The organism is Sphingomonas sp. A2-49 (genome assembly GCF_025548555.1).
In the GTDB taxonomy this organism is placed as follows: Bacteria; Pseudomonadota; Alphaproteobacteria; order Sphingomonadales; family Sphingomonadaceae; genus Sphingomonas.
The window spans coordinates 48,284-66,191 of record NZ_JAJLPA010000010.1 but is presented as its reverse complement, the minus strand read 5'-3'; the positions used below and the strand labels follow the sequence as shown (position 1 = coordinate 66,191).

Below are 17,908 nucleotides of genomic sequence, written 5' to 3'. Positions count from 1 at the left end.
CGCGCCCGACGATAGTTTGCAAACATGCCCGTTGCAATTTTGCAAAACCACAGTTGCGGGCGCAGGCTAGAGACGGTGAAGAACAGGCAGGAGCCTTTATGTCATCGACGCTGAACGAACTCGAACGCCGCCGTGTCGCCGCCAGGGCGGGAGGCGGCGAAAAGCGCGTCGCCGCGCAGCATGCCAAGGGCAAGCTGACCGCGCGCGAACGGCTCGACGTGCTTCTGGACGAAGGGTCGTTCGAAGAGATCGACATGTACGTCGAGCATAATTGCGTCGATTTCGGCATGGCGGACCAGGTGATCCCCGGCGACGGCGTCGTCACCGGATCGGGGACGATCAACGGCCGCCTGGTCTATGTCTTCAGCCAGGACTTCACCGTCTTCGGCGGGTCGCTGTCCGAACGCCACGCGCAGAAGATCTGCAAGGTGATGGACACCGCGCTGAAGGTCGGTGCGCCGGTCATCGGCCTGAACGATTCGGGCGGCGCGCGCATCCAGGAAGGCGTCGCGAGCCTCGGCGGCTATGCCGAGGTGTTCCAGCGCAACGTGCTGGCGAGCGGGGTCGTGCCGCAATTGAGCCTCATCATGGGCCCGTGCGCGGGCGGTGCGGTGTACAGCCCGGCGATGACCGACTTCATCTTCATGGTGAAGGATTCGAGCTACATGTTCGTCACCGGCCCCGACGTGGTCAGGACGGTGACCAACGAGGTGGTGACGCAGGAGGCGCTGGGCGGCGCGGTGACGCACACCACGAAGACGTCGGTCGCGGACAATGCGTTCGAGAACGACATCGAGGCGCTGCTGGCGGCGCGCGACTTCATCGACTTCCTGCCCGCCTCGAACCGCGAGCCCGTGCCCGAGCGCCCGACCGCGGACGCGTGGGACCGGCTGGAGCCCAGCCTCGACACGCTGGTGCCGGCGTCGGCCAACCAGCCCTACGACATGCACGAGCTGATCCGGAAGGTGGTCGACGAGGGAGACTTCTTCGAAACGCAGCCGGCCCATGCCGCCAACGTCATCACCGGCTTCGGCCGGATCGAGGGCCGCACCGTCGGCTTCGTCGCCAACCAGCCGATGGTGCTGGCGGGCGTGCTCGACATCAACAGTTCGAAGAAGGCGGCGCGTTTCGTGCGCTTCTGCGACGCGTTCGATATCCCGATCGTCACCTTCGTCGACGTGCCGGGCTTCCTGCCGGGCACCGCGCAGGAGCATAACGGCATCATCAAGCACGGCGCCAAGCTGCTCTTCGCCTATGGCGAGGCGACGGTGCCCAAGATCACGGTCATCACGCGCAAGGCCTATGGCGGCGCCTATGACGTCATGGCGTCCAAGCATCTGCGCGGCGACCTCAACTACGCCTGGCCGACCGCGGAGATCGCGGTGATGGGCGCGAAGGGCGCGGTGGAGATCATCTTCCGCGGGCGCACGCCCGAGGAGATCGCGGAACGCACCGCGGAGTACGAGGCGCGCTTCGCCAACCCGTTCGTCGCGGCGAGCAAGGGCTTCATCGACGAGGTGATCCAGCCGCATTCGACACGGCGGCGGATCGCGCTGGGGTTGCGCAAGCTGAAGGGCAAGAGCCTCGAGAACCCGTGGAAGAAGCATGACAACATTCCGTTGTGATCGCCTATCCTGACCATTACAATGTCATGTGAAGGAGTGCGGCCATGCAGACCGAACGCGTCACGTTTCTGACCACCCCCGACCACAAGGCGGCGCTGGATGCCTTTGCGGCGAGCAACGGCAAGTCCGTCGGGCATGTCGTTCGCGAGGCGTCGGCCCGCTACATTGCCGAGACGGCAAGCGACGAGCAGAACCAGTTGCGACTGCTCGCCCGTGAAGTCGAACTGGCGGTCCCCAGGATGCGCGCCGACATCCGCGAGGCCATCGACGCGATCGAGGCATCGAACCGCCGGGTCGCCGCCGTTCTGGCCGGCCAGGACCCACAGCGGTGAGCGGCATCGGCGATGCGTTGCAGGCGCTGCGAACCGTCCTGCTGATGCAGGAGGACATCAAGCAGCTGAAGGACGCCGCCAAGAGCCAGAGCGAGAGCCTGGCCCGCCTCGCCGAGGCCCATGGCGCCTTGCGGGATCGGGTCAGCCGTCTGGAAGGCGTGATCGAGGGCGCCGCGATGGCGAGCCGGCAACGGAGGCTGGAAGAGTGACGGAATCGTCTTTGGGCCGGCTCAACCATGTCGGCGTCGCGACGCCGTCGATCGTACGGTCGATCGAAACCTATCGCACCCTGCTCGGCGCGACCGCGATCGGCGAACCGTTCGATCTGCCCGCGCAGGGGGTGAAGGTGTGCTTCATCGATACGGCCAACACGCAGATCGAGCTGATCGAGCCGTATGACGACGCCTCCCCCATCGCCGGCTTCCTGAAGAAGAACCCTGCCGGCGGGCAACATCACGTCTGTTTCGAGGTGCCCGACATCCACGCCGCCGTCGCGGACCTGAAGGCGAAGGGCGCGACCGTTCTCGGCGAACCCCGCATCGGCGCGCACGGCACGCCGATCGTGTTCGTGCACCCCCGCGACATGGGCGGCATGCTCGTCGAACTGATGGAGACGCCGCATGGCGATCATTGAGACCAACACCGGCGAGGACAGCGGCGTCGCCCCCGCCCTGCCCGTGACGCCGGAGCCGACGCCGCAGCCGGGTCTCGCCGACTGGCAGGCCGCCGCCGCGAAGGAGGTGAAGGGCAAGGACCTGACGTGGCACACGCCCGAGGGAATCGACGTCAAGCCCCTGTACACCGCGGACGACGCGCCGGTGGATCCCGGCCTGCCCGGTTTCGCGCCGTTCACGCGCGGCGTGCGCGCATCGATGTATGCCGGGCGCCCGTGGACGATCCGCCAGTACGCCGGCTTTTCCACCGCGGAGGAATCGAACGCCTTCTACCGCCGCAACCTCGCCGCGGGGCAGAAGGGGCTGTCGGTCGCCTTCGATCTCGCCACCCACCGCGGCTATGACAGCGACCATCCGCGCGTCACCGGCGACGTCGGCAAGGCGGGCGTCGCGATCGACAGCGTCGAGGACATGAAGATCCTGTTCGACGGCATCCCGCTCGACCAGATGAGCGTCAGCATGACGATGAACGGCGCGGTGATCCCGATCCTCGCCTTCTTCATCGTCGCGGGCGAGGAACAGGGCGTCGACCGCCGGTTGCTCGACGGGACCATCCAGAACGACATCCTCAAGGAGTTCATGGTCCGCAACACGTACATCTATCCGCCCGAACCGAGCATGCGGATCATCTCGGACATCTTCGGCTATACCAGCCGCGAGATGCCGAAGTTCAACAGCATCTCGATCAGCGGCTATCACATGCAGGAGGCGGGGGCGACGCAGCTCCACGAGCTCGCCTTCACCATCGCCGACGGGATGGAATATGTGAAATACGGCGTCGCCTCCGGCCTCGACATCGACAAATTCGCCGGGCGCCTGTCGTTCTTCTTCGCGATCGGCATGAACTTCTTCATGGAAATCGCCAAGCTGCGGGCCGCGCGCGTGCTGTGGCATCGCGCGATGACGCAGCTCGGCGCGAAGGACGAACGCAGCAAGATGCTGCGCACCCACTGCCAGACCAGCGGCGTGTCGCTGACCGAGCAGGACCCGTACAACAACGTCATGCGCACGACGATCGAGGCGATGGCGGCGATGCTCGGCGGCACCCAGTCGCTGCACACCAACGCGCTGGATGAAGCCATCGCGCTGCCCACCGACTTCTCCGCCCGGATCGCGCGCAACACGCAGATCGTGATCCAGGAAGAGACGGGGATGACCAAGGTCGTCGATCCGCTCGGCGGCAGCTATTACGTCGAGAGCCTGACGCAGAGCCTGGTCGATGGCGCGTGGGCGATCATCGAGCGGGTGCAGGCCGAGGGCGGCATGGCCAAGGCGGTCGCCGCGGGCTGGCCCAAGGCGATGATCGAGGAGGCATCGGCCGCCCGCGCCGCCCGCGTCGACCGGGGCGAGGACGTGATCGTCGGGGTGAACAAATACCGCAAGGCGGACGAGGACCCGATCGACATCCTCGACGTCGACAATGTCGCGGTGCGCGAGGCGCAGATCCGCCGGATCGAACGGGTGAAGGCGACGCGCGACGAGGCGGCCTGTCGCGCGGCGCTCGACGCGCTGCGCGAGGGGGCGCGGCATACTCCTCCCCGGCACGGGGAGGGGGGCCATGCGCAGCATGGTGGAGGGGCGGCGCCACAAGCGACACCGCCCGAGGAAGCCCCCCTCCGTCAGCCTGCGGCTGCCACCTCTCCGTCCCGGGGAGGAGTGGAGACGAACCTGCTGGCGCTCGCGGTCGAATGCGCGCGGCATCGCGCGACGCTCGGCGAGATATCCTCCGCGATGGAGGACGTGTTCGGCCGGTTCGGGACGCAGCCGACGCCGGTGAAGGGCATCTATGGCGGCGCCTATGCCGACGACATCCGCTGGGAACGGCTGGCCGAGGGCGTCGCCGCGACCGAGCGGCGGCTGGGCCGCAAGCCGCGGATGCTCGTCGCCAAGATGGGGCAGGACGGTCACGATCGCGGCGCCAACCTCGTCAGCTCGATGTTCGGCGACCTGGGGTTCGAGGTCGTGCCGGGGCCGCTGTTCCAGACGCCGAGGGAGGCCGCGATCCTGGCGCTGGAAAGCGACGTCGACGTCGTCGGTGCCTCCAGCCTCGCCGCCGGGCACAAGACGCTGATCCCCGAACTGATCGGCCATTTGCGCGATGCCGGCCGTGCCGACATCAAGGTGATCGCCGGCGGCGTCATCCCCGCGCAGGATTATCAGATCCTGCGCGACGCCGGGGTACAGGCGATCTTCGGCCCCGGCACCAACCTCATCAAGGCGGCGGAGGACGTGCTCCGCCTGCTCGGCCACAACATGCCCCCGCAGGAGGATGCCGCATGATCCGCCACACGCCGTTCGTGTTTCTGGCGGCCGCCGCGCTGCTGCTCGCCGGTCCCGCGCCCGCGCAGACGCAGACCGCGTTGAACCAGCAGGCCGGGGCCGAATGGAAGGCGGCGGACGCGACGATGACGGTGCAGTGGCAGCGCACCTATGCCGCGATGAAGCGCCGCGACGCCGCCGACACCAGCCGCGGCGGCGGATTCGGCTATGCCGCGGCGACGCTCGCCAGCCAGCGTGCCTGGCTCGCCTTCCGCGACGCGCAATGCGTCATCGAGGGCGGGGAATATGCGGGCGGCTCGATGCAGCCGATGGTACAGCGGCAATGCCTGGCGCGGCTGACGCGCGGGCGGACGACCCAATTGAAGGACATGATGTGGCAGCGGGGACGATGAGCGGGACACGCAACGACTGGACGCGCGAGGAGATTGCGGCGCTGTTCGACCTGCCGTTCGACGAGCTGATGTGGCAGGCGCAGGGCGTCCACCGCGCGCATCACGCGCCCTCGCAGGTCCAACTGTCCACCCTGCTGTCGATCAAGACCGGCGGCTGTCCCGAGGATTGCGGCTATTGCTCGCAATCGGTCAGCGCGGAGAGCGGCGTCAAGGCGACCAAGCTGATGGACGTGCGCGCGGTGTTGCAGGCGGCGGCGCAGGCGAAGGACAATGGCTCGACGCGCTTCTGCATGGGCGCGGCGTGGCGCAACCCCAAGGACCGCGACATGGGCGCGATTCTGGCGATGGTCGAGGGCGTGCGCGGCATGGGCATGGAAACGTGCATGACGCTCGGCATGCTCCAGCCGCATCAGGCGCGCCAGCTCGCTGACGCCGGCCTCGATTATTACAACCACAATATCGACACCTCGCCCGAGCGGTACGGCGACGTCATCACGACGCGGACGTTCCAGGAGCGGCTCGACACGCTCGACGCGGTGCGCGGCGCGGGGATCAACGTCTGCTGCGGCGGCATCGTCGGCATGGGCGAGACGCGCGAGGATCGCGTCGGCTTCGTCCATGCGCTCGCGACCCTGCCCGAACATCCCGGCAGCGTGCCGGTCAACGCACTGGTGCCGGTGAAGGGCACCGTGCTCGGCGACATGCTCGCCGACACGCCGCTCGCCAGGATCGACGAGATCGAATTCGTCCGCACCGTCGCCGTCGCGCGGATCACGATGCCGGGAAGCATGGTGCGCCTGTCGGCGGGGCGCGAGAGCATGTCCGAATCGACGCAGGCCCTGTGCTTCATGGCCGGCGCCAATTCGATCTTCACCGGCGACAAGCTGCTCACCGCAGGCAACGCCGGCGACGACAAGGACGCGGCGCTGTTCGCCAAGCTGGGCGTGACGCCGATGGCGGCGGAATGCCGGTTGGCCGAGGCGGCGGAGTGACATGCCGACGGTGCTGCGGATCAGCGCGTTCCGTTTCTATTTCTACAGCCACGAGCCCAACGAACCGCCGCACGTCCACATCGATCGCGGCGACGCCACCATCAAGGTGTGGCTGACCGTGGTCGAAGTGGCCAAGAGCCGCGGCTTTCGCGCGCACGAGATCAACGACCTGCTTTCGCTGGTCGAGGAAAACCGGACCGGCTTGCTGGAGGCGTGGCATGACTATTTCGGCTAGGATCACCGACGAGCGGGTGCTCGACGTGCGCTTCGACGCGGCGAGCCTTATCGTCGACCTGATGGATGGCCGTACCATCGCGGCGCCGCTCGCGTGGTATCCGCGACTGCTGCACGCCACGCGCGAACAGCGCGGCCATTGGGAAAAGGCGGGCGCCGGTTACGGCATCCACTGGCCCGATATCGACGAGGACCTGAGCACCGAAGGCCTGTTGCGCGGTGCGCCCGCCGTCACTGCCAAGCGCTGACAATTCGAGGAACGGACATGTTCAAGAAAATCCTGGTCGCCAATCGCGGCGAGATCGCCTGCCGCGTGTTCCGCACCGCGAAACGGATGGGGATCAAGACCGTCGCGGTCTATTCCGATGCCGACGCGCGTGCGCCGCATGTGCTGATGGCCGACGAGGCGGTGCGGCTGGGGCCGGCACCCGCCGCCGAGAGCTATCTCAAGGCCGAGCTGATCCTGCTCGCCGCGAAGGAGACGGGCGCCGACTGTATCCATCCCGGCTATGGCTTCCTGTCCGAACGCGAAAGCTTCGCGCGCGCCTGTGCCGAGGCGGGCATCGCCTTCGTCGGGCCGCCGCCGAACGCGATCGCGGCGATGGGCGACAAGATCGAATCGAAGAAGCTCGCCAAGGCGGCGGGCGTCAACGTCGTCCCCGGATTCCTCGGCGAAATCGCCGATACCGACGAGGCCGTCCGCATCGCGACCGACATCGGCTATCCCGTCATGATGAAGGCGTCCGCCGGCGGCGGCGGCAAGGGCATGCGGCTGGCGTACAGCGAACAGGACGTACGCGAGGGGTTCGAGGCGACCAAGCGCGAGGGCCTCGCCAGCTTCGGCGACGACCGCGTCTTCATCGAGAAGTTCATCGAGAGTCCGCGCCACATCGAGATCCAGGTGCTCGGCGACCAGCTCGGCACCATCCTGTACCTCAACGAGCGCGAATGCTCGATCCAGCGTCGCCACCAGAAGGTGGTCGAGGAAGCGCCCTCGCCCTTCGTCACGCCGGCGATGCGGAAAGCGATGGGCGAACAGGCGGTCGCGCTTGCCCGCGCGGTCGGCTATTACAGCGCCGGTACCGTCGAGCTGATCGTGTCCGGCGCGGACACCACCGGCCAGGGCTTCTATTTCCTCGAGATGAACACCCGGCTCCAGGTCGAGCATCCGGTGACCGAGGAGATCACCGGGCTCGACCTCGTCGAACAGATGATCCGCGTCGCCGCCGGCGAACCGCTGGGGATCACGCAGGACGACGTCGGCATAAACGGCTGGTCGATCGAGAACCGCGTCTATGCGGAAGATCCCTACCGCGGCTTCCTGCCCAGCATCGGCCGGCTGGTACGGTACAATCCTCCCCAGCATGGGGAGGGGGACCGCGACGCGCAGCGGCGTGGTGGAGGGGGCGTGCCACACGGCGCATCGCCTGAGGAAGCCCCCCTCCACCAGCCTGCGGCTGGTCCCCCTCCCCGTGCCGGGGAGGATGAATTTCCCCGCGTCCGCGTCGACGACGGCGTCGTCGAGGGCGGCGAGGTGAGCATGTTCTACGACCCGATGATCGCCAAGCTCGTCACCTGGGCGCCGACGCGCGAGGCGGCGATCGACGCGCAGATCGCGGCGCTCGACGCGTTCGAGATCGAGGGGCCGGGCACCAACCTCGATTTCCTGTCGGCGCTGATGCAGCATCCCCGCTTCCGGGCGGGCACGATCACGACGGGCTTCATCGCGGAGGAATATCCCGACGGCTTCCACGGCGCGCCTGCCGATGCGGCGCTGCTCCGCACGCTTGCAGCCATCGCCGCCTTCGCCGCGACGGCGCACGCCGACCGCGCCCGGCGGATCGACGGACAGCTCGGCCATCGGTTGCAGCCGCCAGCCGGCTGGACGGTGCGGATCGGGGGCAGCGACCATGCCGTCGCATTGTCCGCCGACGGCATCGCGGTCGACGGCGAGGCGCTCGACATCGCGCTCGAATATACGCCGGGCGATCGTATCGTGGAGGCGGAGGTCGGCGCGGACGCGCACCTGTCGGTCCGTATCGCGCCGGTGCGCAGCGGCTTCCGCCTGACGACGCGCGGCGCGAGCCATGTCGCGCGCGTGCTGCCCGCGCATGTCGCCCCGCTCGCGCGGCATATGATCGAAAAGGTGCCACCCGACCTGTCGCGCTTCCTGATCGCGCCGATGCCGGGGCTGCTGGTGCGGCTCGACGTCGCGGCGGGCGACGCGGTCGAGGCTGGCCAGCCGCTGGCGGTGGTCGAGGCGATGAAGATGGAGAACATCCTGCGCGCCGAGAAGACCGGGCGGGTGAAGAGCCTGTCCGCCGCCGCGGGCGACAGCCTGGCGGTCGATCAGGTGATCCTGGAGATGGAGTGACGCGCGCTCAGGCGCTGGCGAGCGCGAACAGCCGCGCCCGGTCGATGACCTCGATCCGCGCATAGGCGAGGCGGACGACGCCCGCGCGCGCCAGCGCCGCGAGATGGCGGTTGAGCGTCTGGCGCGACACCGCGAGCATGGCGGCGATATCCTCCTGCCGGATGCGCAGCACGGCATCGTCGGTGCGGGTGCGATCGGCGAGCAGCTTGGCGAGCCGCGTCGGCAGCGGCAGCGCGATCGCCTGGGCGATGAAGTCGAGCGCGGCGCGCTGGTGCAGGCACACCAGCCGGCCGAGGTCGTGGTAGAGCGCGGGTATCGTTCCGGCGAGCCGCGCGAAGGCGGGCATCGACAGGTGGAGCATCCGCGTCGGCCCGAATGCGACCGCGTCGTGCGGGCGCGGGCCGCCGTCGAGCGTCGACACCTCGCCGAACCACGTTCCCGGCCGCACGATCAGCACGAGGAACTCGTGGCCCGCGACCGGATGGCCGGTCAGCCGCACCTCGCCGTCCAGCACCGCCCACAGTCCGTTGGGCGCATCACCGATCGCGTACAGCGACGTGCCCGCGGGGACGCTGCGCACCCGCGCTTCGGCGAGCAAAGCGTCGCGACGCGGCACCGGCAGGCTGCTGAACCAGCCATCGGCGTCGAGCAACTGGCGATCGGCGGCATCCATCGCGGAAATCAGCGCCACAGCGGCCACTTTGTCAACTTCGCGACATTCCGGACCGGCGAACCGTGGCATCCTGGCGCCAACGACGAGACGATGAGAGGACGACCGATGGCCACCGCCCTGAAGCCCGTGAGCATGCGCGACACCGTGTCGGCGGAGGAATGGGGCTTACGCGTCGACCTCGCCGCCGCCTATCGACTGGTCGCGCTCTATGGCTGGGACGACCTGATCTTCACGCATCTGTCGGCGCGGGTGCCGGGGCCGGAGCACCATTTCCTCATCAACCCCTATTCGATGATGTTCGAGGAGATCACCGCATCGTCGCTGGTCAAGATCGACGTCGAGGGCAACAAGGTCGGCGACAATCCCGCCCCGGTGAACCGGGCCGGCTTTGTCATCCATTCCGCGATCCACGCCGCACGCGAGGATGCGGTGGCGGTGCTCCACCTCCACACGCCGCACGGCCAGGCGGTTTCGGCAATGGCCGAGGGGCTGCTGCCGCACACGCAGACCGCGATGATCGCGGGCCACGACGTCGCCTATCACGACTTCGAGGGTATCGCGACCGAGCTCGACGAGCGCGAACGGCTGGTCGCCGACCTCGGCACGCGCCATTCGATGATCCTGCGCAACCACGGCACGCTCGCGGTCGGCGCCAGCGTCGCGCAGGCGTTCCTGCGCATGTATTTCCTCGAACGCGCCTGCGAGGCGCAGATCCTGATGCTGAGCGCAGGCCGCGCCAACCTCAACGATCCCAACCAGGGCGTCGCCGAGAAGGTGGAGCAGCAGTCGACCGGTGCCGGCATGGCAATGCTGGCGCAGCAGCTCGCCTGGCCCGCGCTGTTGCGCAAGCTCGACCGGATCGATCCCGGCTTCCGGGATTGATCGGTAACTGAAAAAGGGGGTCACGCGGAGGCGCGGAGGTGTAGAGAGCGGCGCAGCCCGTCCTTCCGACACCGGGCGTGATGGCAGGCAACCCGCGTACCGCCAACGACATCTCCGCGCCTCCGCGTGAACCATCTTCCCTGCGCCGCGCGCGGCATACCGACTGAAGGCGGACGAGCCATGCCCCATTACGGCGATTACCAGAATGCGATCTATGGCGCCGGCCTGTCGGGCGTGCTGCCGAAGCTGCCGGTGGACTTCGCCACGCTGGAACGACGCGCGACCGCGGCGATGCCGAAGGCGGTGCTCGACTATGTGCAGGGCGGTTGCGGCGACGAGGCGACGCAGGATCGCAACGCCGCCGCGTTCCGTCATTGGGGCATGGTGCCGCGGATGATGGTCGATTGCACGACGCGCGACCTGTCGATCGACCTGCTCGGCCTGACGCTGCCGCATCCGCTGTTCATGGCGCCGATCGGCGTCAACGGCATCTGCACGCAGGATGGCCATGGCGACCTCGCCGCCGCGCGTGCCGCCGCCGACACCGGCGTGCCGTTCATGGCGTCGACGCTCGCCAACGATCCGCTCGAAGCCGTCGCCGCGGCGATGGGCGACACGCCCGGCTTCTTCCAGCTCTACACCCCGCGCGACCGCGACCTTGCCGCCAGCCTCGTGTCGCGCGCGGAGGCGGCGGGATACAAGGGGATCGTCGTCACCCTCGACACCTGGGTCACCGGCTGGCGGCCGCGCGACCTCAACACCGCGAGCTTCCCGCAGCTGCGCGGCGCGGTGCTCACCAACTATTTCAGCGATCCCGTCTTCCGCGCGATGCTCGCCAAGCCGCCGGAGGCGGATCCCGCCGCCGCGATCCGCCAGTGGATGGGGGTGTTCGGCAAGGTGCTGACCTGGGACGACATGCCCTGGCTGCGCTCGCTGACGCGGCTGCCGCTGATCCTGAAGGGCATCTGCCACCCCGACGACGCGCGGCGCGCGGTCGATACGGGGGCGGACGCGATCTATTGCTCGAACCATGGCGGGCGGCAGGCGAATGGGGGGATCGCCGCGATCGACATGCTGCCCGGGGTGGTCGCCGCGGCGGGGACGACGCCGGTGCTGTTCGATTCGGGCGTGCGGTCTGGCAGCGACGCGGTGAAGGCGCTGGCACTGGGCGCGCGCGCGGTCGGTATCGGCCGCCCCTATGCCTATGGCCTCGCGCTCGATGGCGCAGCGGGGGCGGCGCACGTCCTGCGCTGTATCCTGGCGGAGGCGGACCTGCTGATGGCGGTCAACGGCTATCCGGATATCGCCGCGGTGCGCGCGGCGGGGGCGACGCGGCATCCCTGATCGACGCACCGCTTGCTTATCGCAGCGCGAGCGCCCATCTAACAGCTTCCTACAGTCGCATATCGACGGTCTTTCGCGCGGCATCCGCCGCGGGTGCCGTCGCTTCCCGCGATTCTTCTTCCGCTGACGAGGTACCCGATGTCCAGCGACGCCACATTCTTCCGCAAGCAGGCCGATCAGGAGCGCAGCAATGCCGCCGATGCCACGCTCGACAATGTGCGCGACCGCTGCGAACGCGCCGCCCGGTCGTGGGAGGCGATGGCGTCGCGTGCCGAGCGGACCGAGGTGATGCGCGATCAGCGGGCCGCGGCGACGCGCGCCGCCGCGACCCTGGCGACGGTGCAGACCGAGGCGTGATCCACGCATCCGTGACGCCGCTGCAAGGGACAGCGGCGGCGCACGAGACGCTGGCGCGCGGCGCCGCATTCCTTGCCGGATTCGCCGATCGGCCGGTGATCGCCGACGGATGGCCGCAGGGACCGCATTTCCGCACCCGCGCGCGCTTCATCGCCAATTGCCTGCGCGAACTCGACCGGTTCCTGCACGGGCTGCTCGATGCGCTCGGCGCGTCGGCGGGCCATGTCGTGCGCGAGGAGCAGCGCAACACCGCCAACAAGCTGCGCGATTTCACGCTGCATCCGCTCGCCGCGCGCGAGGATCAGGACCGGCTGCGGGCGCTCGGCCGGTCGAGCGCCTGCCTGATCCATTGCGACGGCTGGGTGCGCCGGCCCGACGTATCGGGCGGCGAAGTGATGACCGCGGGCTGGAGCGTCCCCGCCGGCGACGCGCTGCGCCGCTATCCGCTCGGCACCCGGCTGGCACCGGGGCGTGCGGAACTGGTCGACGTCTGCGATTTCTACGGGGCGCTGGGCGACCGGCTGATCCTCGCGCAACCGGCGGGTTGCTGAACGCGGGTCACGCCGCGGTCGGCGGCACCTCGTGCCCCGGCGCCTCCCCCATCACGGCCATCAGGCTGCCGATCAGGATCAGCATGCCGCCCCCCGCGAGCAACGGCGTCACCCGGTCGCCGAAAAAGGCGACGCCCAGGATCGCGCCCATCAGCGGCTCGATATTGATGAACACGCCCGCGCTCGCGCTGCCGACGCGCGACGCGCCATATTGCCACGCCGCGGTGGCGAGCGCGGTCGCCAGCAGGCCCTGCCCCGCGATGCCCGCCCATGCCGCACCCGACAGCGCCACCGGCGGCGCGCCGTGCAACAGCAGCGCGAGCGGCGCGACGACCACCGCCGCCACCACCACGGTGACCGCGGGCATCGCGAGGGCCTGTGGCGCGGCGGGCGCGGCCTTGAGCGCGTAGAACCAGCCGAGGAACAGCAGTAGCGAGGCGAGCGACAACAGCACGCCCGCCAGCGATCCGGCGTCGCCCGGATCGCCCGCGATCAGCGCGGCACCGACGGTGGCACCCGCGACCCCGATCCAGCTGATGCGGCTGGTCGCCTCGCCGAGCAGCCGCGCCGATATGGCGATCAGCGCAGGCATCGCCCCCACCAGCAATGCCGCGAGCGTGACGCTGACGCGCGCCAGCCCTTCGAACTGGACGAGGAAGGCGACGCCGTACAATATGCCGGCGAGCAGGACCGCCGGCGACCGGAACAGCGCGCGCGCCGCCGCCGACCCGACCGCGAACGGCATCGCCACCGCCGCCGCGACGACGAAGCGCCACAGCACCATGTGTGCCGGCGTCATCTCGCGCAGCGCCAGCTTGCCGAGCGGGAAGCCCAGGCTCCAGCACAGGCCGGCCAGCACCAGCATCGCGAACGCGGCCCCGCGCGTGCCGTGCGCCGCCCCTGTCCGCGTTCCTGCCCCCGCCCCTGCGGTCGTTCCATCGTCGCGCTGCATGCCGTCGCCCCCGTTGCCGGCCGGCCGGTACACGCCCCACGCCGCGCCGCACACCCGTCGCGGGGTCCGGCTTTATGGCGCGCAGCCTTTTCTTGGGTCGCACCGTTACAGCGCGACCCTATGTGATGCCGATGAACAGGACCACGCGCGTGACCAGACCCAGCTTCGGAATGCAGGTGTTCGTCGGTATGGCCATCGGCCTGCTGCTCGGTTTCGTCGCGCGCCACTATGCGATCGCGGGCCTCGCGGACGGGCTGCGGATCGTCGGTGAGATGTTCGTGCAATTGCTGAAGGCGCTGGTGGTGCCGCTGGTGTTCACCGCGATCGTCGCCTCGATCGCCGCGCTGCGCGACCTCGACAATGCCGCGCGGCTGGTCGCGGGCACCTTCCTGTGGTTCGCGATCACCGCATTGATCGCGGTGTCGATCGGGCTGGTGCTGGGTACGATCCTGCAACCCGGCGCGCATGCCGGCGTGACGCTGGCGGCGGCGGTGCGGCCCGACACCGCGGGATCGTGGCTCGATTTCCTGCGCGGGCTGGTACCGGTCAACGTCCTCGCGCTGGAGGCGTCGACCAGGCTCGCCGACGGCGCGGCGAAGACCAGCCTGTCGTTCAACGTGCTCCAGCTGATCGTCGCTGCGGTCGCGATCGGCGTCGCGGCGGTGCGCGTCGGCGAGGCAGGGGCGCCGTTCCTCGCCTTCAACGCCTCGGCGCTCGCGATCTTCCGCCGTATCCTGCGCTGGGTGGTGCGGCTGACCCCGATCGGCACCGGCGCGTTGCTCGGCAGCGCGGTGGTCCGCTACGGCTGGCAGTCGCTGTCCGCGCTCGGCACCTTCGCCATCGCCGTCTACATCGGCCTCGCGCTCGTCCTGTTCGTCGTCTACCCGCTGCTGCTGATCGCCAACGGGATGAGCCCGCGGCGGTTCTTCGCGGCGGCGTGGCCCGCCATCCAGCTCGGCTTCGTGTCGCGCTCGTCGATCGCGACGCTGCCGGTCACCGAACAGGTGGTGGAAAAGGGGCTGGGCGTGCCGCGCAGCTATGCCGCCTTCGCCGTGCCGTTCGCCGCGACGACCAAGATGGACGGCTGCGCCGCCATCTATCCCGCCATCGCCGCGCTGTTCGTCGCGCAATATTACAACGTGCCGCTGCACGGCAGCGACTATCTGCTGATCGTCATCGTCTCGGTGCTGGGATCGGCGGCGACCGCGGGGCTGACCGGCGCGTTGGTGATGCTGACGCTGACGCTGTCGACGCTCGGCCTGCCGCTGGAGGGCGCCGGGCTGCTGCTGGCGATCGATCCGATCCTCGACATGGGGCGCACCGCGGTGAACGTCGCGGGGCAGGCGCTGGTCCCCGCGATCGTCGCGAAGCGGCAGGGCCTGCTCGACGACACCGGGGCCGCGGCGCCGGCGATCGCCTAGGACGCGGTGGCGAGCGGGGCGAAGCGGGCGACCTGGCGCCCGACCATGCACAATTGCTCGACCACCGCGGGGTCGCTCGCGCCGCCCTCGCTGTCGAACTTGGTGATCTGCGTATTGATCGCCGCGGCGAACGGCGTCGGCCAGCCGCGCAACGCGTGGACGATCGAGCGCAGCGCGGCGATCGTCGATCCCGTCGCCTGCCATCCGTAAGCGGTGGCGATCAGCCCGACCGGCATGTCGGCCAGATAGGGGCGCGCGTCCCTCGCGGTTTCTTCCAGCAGGTCGAGCGCGTTCTTGACCACGCCCGAGATGCTGCCGTGATAGCCGGGGCTGGCGATGATGACCGCGGAGGCATGCCGGACCGCATCGACGAACGCCTCCTCGTCCACGGTACGGCTGGTCGCGCGCGGATCGTAGAGCGGCAGCCGCGCCATGTCGGCGCCGCCGAACATGCGGGTGCGAAACCCCTCGCGCTCGGCCGCCTCCAGCGCGATGCGCAGCGCGCGCTCGGTGGAGGACACGCCGCCGATCGTGCCGCCGATGCCGACGACGAGCGGGGGGGATGTGGGTTCAGCGGCCATACAGCGGCGATAGCGTCATGCAGCGGCGCGCGCCAGCCGCTGGCGTTCGCGCGCCGCCCACGGTAAACCGCCGCCGCGACGCGATGTCGCCGCACCCCCTTGCGCCAGCTGTTTTAGGATTATAATACACCCCATGGCTGACCGCTGGGACGAGCCGATGCGTCACGAACCCGTCGATACCTCACGACCGTCCGCGATCGGCCGGCGCTATGCGCTGGACGACGATCCGGCGCCGCATGCGGACCGGCCGGCGGACCGCTACGCAGGCCGGTTCGACGCCTTCGTCGGTGCGGACGACGGCGATCCCGCCCCCGTCCCGCCGCGCCGTCCGCGCACCGTCGGCCGCTGGATCCTCCGCGGCATCGCCGCCGGTATCGTCCTGCTGGTGCTCGCGATCGGCTGGCTCGCGGTCACCGCGCCGCTCAGCAAGTCGTTGCAGCCGCCGACCCCGCCATCGATCACGCTGACCGCCGACGACGGTACCCCGATCGCGCGGCGCGGCGCGATCCTCGACACGCCCGTCGACGCCGCCAAGCTGCCCCCGCACGTCACCGAGGCGTTCATGGCGATCGAGGACCGGCGCTTCCGCTCGCACTGGGGCATCGATCCGCGCGGCATCCTGCGCGCCTTCGTCCACAACGTCGGGTCGGGCGGGGTGCGCGAGGGCGGCAGCACGATCACGCAGCAGCTCGCCAAGAACGCCTTCCTCGATTCGGACCGCACCGCCGCGCGCAAGATCCGCGAGGTCATGATCGCCTTCTGGCTGGAAGCGTGGCTGTCGAAGGACGAGATCCTGTCGCGCTATCTGTCGAACGTCTATTTCGGCGACAACGTCTATGGCCTGCGCGCCGCGTCGAAACATTATTTCGGCCGCGAGCCGGAACGGATGAACATCGGCCAGGCGGCGATGCTCGCCGGCCTCGTCAAGGCGCCCTCGCGCCTCGCGCCGACCGGCAACCTGGCGGGTGCGCGCAAGCGCGAGATGTTGGTGGTCGCCGCGATGGTCGACGCGGGCTTCCTGACCAGGGCGGAGGGCGCCGCGGTCCAGCCGCAGCGCGTGCTGGCGAGCCGCCCGACGCAATTGCCGAGCGGCACCTATTTCGCCGACTGGGTGCTGCCCGACGCGCGCGACCAGGCGGGCGAGATCAAGACCGAGGCGACGGTGAAGACCACGCTCGACCGCCGCCTGCAACGCACCGCCGAACGGGTGATCCGCCAGGCGGGGCTGCGCCAGGCGCAGGCGGCGATCGTCGCGATGCGCCGCGACGGCCGCGTCGTCGCGATGGTCGGCGGCAAGGATTATGCGAAGAGCCCGTTCAATCGCGCGACGCAGGCGCGCCGCCAGCCGGGTTCGACCTTCAAGCTGTTCGTCTACCTCGCCGCGATGCGCGCGGGGATGACGCCCGACACGATGGCCGACGACAGTCCGGTCGAGATCGCCGGGTGGAAGCCCCGGAACGACGATGGCCGCTATCTGGGCCAGATCCCGCTGCGCCGCGCCTTCGCACGATCGTCCAACGTCGTCGCCGCGCGGCTGACGCAGGAGGTCGGCGTGCGCAACGTCATCAAGGCGGCGCGCGACCTCGGCATATCGACGCCGATCCCGAACGAGGCGACGATCGGGCTGGGCACCGCGGAGGTGTCGTTGCTGGAACTGACCGCCGCCTATGCCGCGGTCGCCAACGGCAGCTATCCGGTGTCGCCGCGCGGGCTGGAGGAAAAGGCGGGCAACAAGAGCTGGTACCAGTCGCTGACCGGCGGCAGCCGCAAGATGCCCGACGACATCCGCGAAAAGATGCTCGACCTGCTCTCCTCGTCGTTGCGCGGCACGGGGCGCGAGGCGGTGCTGACGATGGACGCCTATGGCAAGACCGGCACGTCGCAGGCGAACCGCGACGCCTGGTTCATCGGCTTCGCCGGCGACCTGGTGGTCGGCGTCTGGGTCGGCAACGACGACAGCTCGCCCAACCCCGGGCTGCACGGCGGCGGCATCCCGGCGCAGATGTGGCGCCAGTTCATGGTGTCCGCGCTCAACATCGCCCCCGTGGCCGCCCCGGTGGTGGTCGAGGACGGCGCGATCGACCCCGAAGCGATCGACAATGCGGTCGAGGACCCGATCGGCGCCGCGATCCCGCAGGTCGAGGATGCGCTCGACGGCTTCGGGGTGCAGATGAAGATGGGCCGCGACGGCGATGATGGAGGCGGCGGCGGCGGCGGCGACTTCTAGCCGCCGTCGACGGATCG

General features: G+C 69.4%; 19 protein-coding genes. 16 read left to right on the top strand and 3 right to left on the bottom strand.

Going from position 1 to position 17,908, the window contains the following annotated elements:
* The first annotated feature begins 98 nt into the window (after window positions 1-98).
* The 10 genes from LPN01_RS10405 to LPN01_RS10360 are packed head-to-tail and all read left to right on the top strand — an operon-like array spanning window position 99 to window position 8,903.
* Window positions 99-1,625, top strand: coding sequence for an acyl-CoA carboxylase subunit beta (locus tag LPN01_RS10405; RefSeq protein ID WP_262828333.1), 1,527 nt, complete (start codon window positions 99-101; stop codon window positions 1,623-1,625).
* A gap of 44 nt (window positions 1,626-1,669) precedes the next feature.
* Window positions 1,670-1,957: a hypothetical protein gene (locus LPN01_RS10400; protein ID WP_262828332.1), complete on the top strand. Its 288-nt coding sequence runs from the start codon at window positions 1,670-1,672 to the stop codon at window positions 1,955-1,957.
* Entirely contained in the window at window positions 1,954-2,166 is a 213-nt protein-coding gene (locus tag LPN01_RS10395; RefSeq protein ID WP_262828331.1) for a hypothetical protein, read from the top strand. The genes LPN01_RS10400 and LPN01_RS10395 overlap by 4 nt, the downstream gene beginning before the upstream one ends.
* Entirely contained in the window at window positions 2,163-2,591 is a 429-nt protein-coding gene (gene mce / locus LPN01_RS10390; protein ID WP_262828330.1) for a methylmalonyl-CoA epimerase, read from the top strand. The genes LPN01_RS10395 and mce overlap by 4 nt, the downstream gene beginning before the upstream one ends.
* The gene (scpA, locus tag LPN01_RS10385; RefSeq protein WP_262828329.1) at window positions 2,578-4,911 is read left to right on the top strand and encodes a methylmalonyl-CoA mutase; all 2,334 of its coding nucleotides are present in this window, start codon (window positions 2,578-2,580) and stop codon (window positions 4,909-4,911) included. Before mce ends, scpA begins: the two co-directional genes overlap by 14 nt.
* Window positions 4,908-5,303: a lysozyme inhibitor LprI family protein gene (locus tag LPN01_RS10380; protein WP_262828328.1), complete on the top strand. Its 396-nt coding sequence runs from the start codon at window positions 4,908-4,910 to the stop codon at window positions 5,301-5,303. The genes scpA and LPN01_RS10380 overlap by 4 nt, the downstream gene beginning before the upstream one ends.
* The gene (gene bioB / locus LPN01_RS10375; RefSeq protein WP_262828327.1) at window positions 5,300-6,295 is read left to right on the top strand and encodes a biotin synthase BioB; all 996 of its coding nucleotides are present in this window, start codon (window positions 5,300-5,302) and stop codon (window positions 6,293-6,295) included. The genes LPN01_RS10380 and bioB overlap by 4 nt, the downstream gene beginning before the upstream one ends.
* Before the next feature lies 1 nt (window position 6,296).
* Window positions 6,297-6,530: a DUF4160 domain-containing protein gene (locus tag LPN01_RS10370; RefSeq protein WP_262828326.1), complete on the top strand. Its 234-nt coding sequence runs from the start codon at window positions 6,297-6,299 to the stop codon at window positions 6,528-6,530.
* Complete coding sequence (locus LPN01_RS10365; RefSeq protein WP_262828325.1) at window positions 6,514-6,777, top strand: DUF2442 domain-containing protein; 264 nt, start codon at window positions 6,514-6,516, stop codon at window positions 6,775-6,777. The genes LPN01_RS10370 and LPN01_RS10365 overlap by 17 nt, the downstream gene beginning before the upstream one ends.
* A 17-nt stretch (window positions 6,778-6,794) precedes the next feature.
* Window positions 6,795-8,903: an acetyl/propionyl/methylcrotonyl-CoA carboxylase subunit alpha gene (locus LPN01_RS10360; RefSeq protein ID WP_262828324.1), complete on the top strand. Its 2,109-nt coding sequence runs from the start codon at window positions 6,795-6,797 to the stop codon at window positions 8,901-8,903.
* A 7-nt stretch (window positions 8,904-8,910) separates the two neighbouring features.
* On the opposite strand, the gene LPN01_RS10355 is transcribed toward LPN01_RS10360, so the two are convergent.
* Window positions 8,911-9,594 (bottom strand): Crp/Fnr family transcriptional regulator, encoded by a 684-nt coding sequence (locus tag LPN01_RS10355; protein ID WP_262828323.1) that lies wholly within the window; start codon window positions 9,592-9,594, stop codon window positions 8,911-8,913.
* Window positions 9,595-9,681: 87 nt separating this feature from the next.
* Between LPN01_RS10355 and LPN01_RS10350 the strand changes: the two genes are divergently transcribed.
* The 4 genes from LPN01_RS10350 (at window position 9,682) to LPN01_RS10335 (ending at window position 12,710) form a co-directional block, all read left to right on the top strand.
* On the top strand, window positions 9,682-10,458 hold the full coding sequence (locus LPN01_RS10350; protein ID WP_262828322.1) for a class II aldolase/adducin family protein: 777 nt from the start codon (window positions 9,682-9,684) through the stop codon (window positions 10,456-10,458).
* A 180-nt stretch (window positions 10,459-10,638) separates the two neighbouring features.
* Complete coding sequence (locus LPN01_RS10345) at window positions 10,639-11,802, top strand: alpha-hydroxy-acid oxidizing protein (RefSeq protein WP_262828321.1); 1,164 nt, start codon at window positions 10,639-10,641, stop codon at window positions 11,800-11,802.
* 138 nt (window positions 11,803-11,940) lie between these two features.
* Window positions 11,941-12,159: a hypothetical protein gene (locus LPN01_RS10340; protein ID WP_262828320.1), complete on the top strand. Its 219-nt coding sequence runs from the start codon at window positions 11,941-11,943 to the stop codon at window positions 12,157-12,159.
* Window positions 12,156-12,710 carry a hypothetical protein gene (locus tag LPN01_RS10335; protein WP_262828319.1) on the top strand — a complete coding sequence of 185 codons (555 nt, stop codon included), beginning with the start codon at window positions 12,156-12,158 and terminating at the stop codon, window positions 12,708-12,710. The genes LPN01_RS10340 and LPN01_RS10335 overlap by 4 nt, the downstream gene beginning before the upstream one ends.
* Before the next feature lie 7 nt (window positions 12,711-12,717).
* Here the strand turns inward: LPN01_RS10335 and LPN01_RS10330 are convergent, their stop codons facing one another.
* Window positions 12,718-13,662, bottom strand: coding sequence for a DMT family transporter (locus tag LPN01_RS10330; RefSeq protein WP_262828318.1), 945 nt, complete (start codon window positions 13,660-13,662; stop codon window positions 12,718-12,720).
* A gap of 131 nt (window positions 13,663-13,793) precedes the next feature.
* On the opposite strand from LPN01_RS10330, the gene LPN01_RS10325 reads away from it, so the two are divergent.
* On the top strand, window positions 13,794-15,083 hold the full coding sequence (locus tag LPN01_RS10325; protein WP_410482825.1) for a dicarboxylate/amino acid:cation symporter: 1,290 nt from the start codon (window positions 13,794-13,796) through the stop codon (window positions 15,081-15,083).
* On the opposite strand, the gene LPN01_RS10320 is transcribed toward LPN01_RS10325, so the two are convergent.
* Window positions 15,080-15,664 carry an NADPH-dependent FMN reductase gene (locus LPN01_RS10320; RefSeq protein ID WP_262828316.1) on the bottom strand — a complete coding sequence of 195 codons (585 nt, stop codon included), beginning with the start codon at window positions 15,662-15,664 and terminating at the stop codon, window positions 15,080-15,082. The two genes, LPN01_RS10325 and LPN01_RS10320, sit on opposite strands and share 4 nt — an antisense overlap.
* A 133-nt stretch (window positions 15,665-15,797) precedes the next feature.
* Between LPN01_RS10320 and LPN01_RS10315 the strand changes: the two genes are divergently transcribed.
* Window positions 15,798-17,891 (top strand): transglycosylase domain-containing protein, encoded by a 2,094-nt coding sequence (locus LPN01_RS10315; protein ID WP_262828315.1) that lies wholly within the window; start codon window positions 15,798-15,800, stop codon window positions 17,889-17,891.
* Window positions 17,892-17,908: the final 17 nt, after the last annotated feature.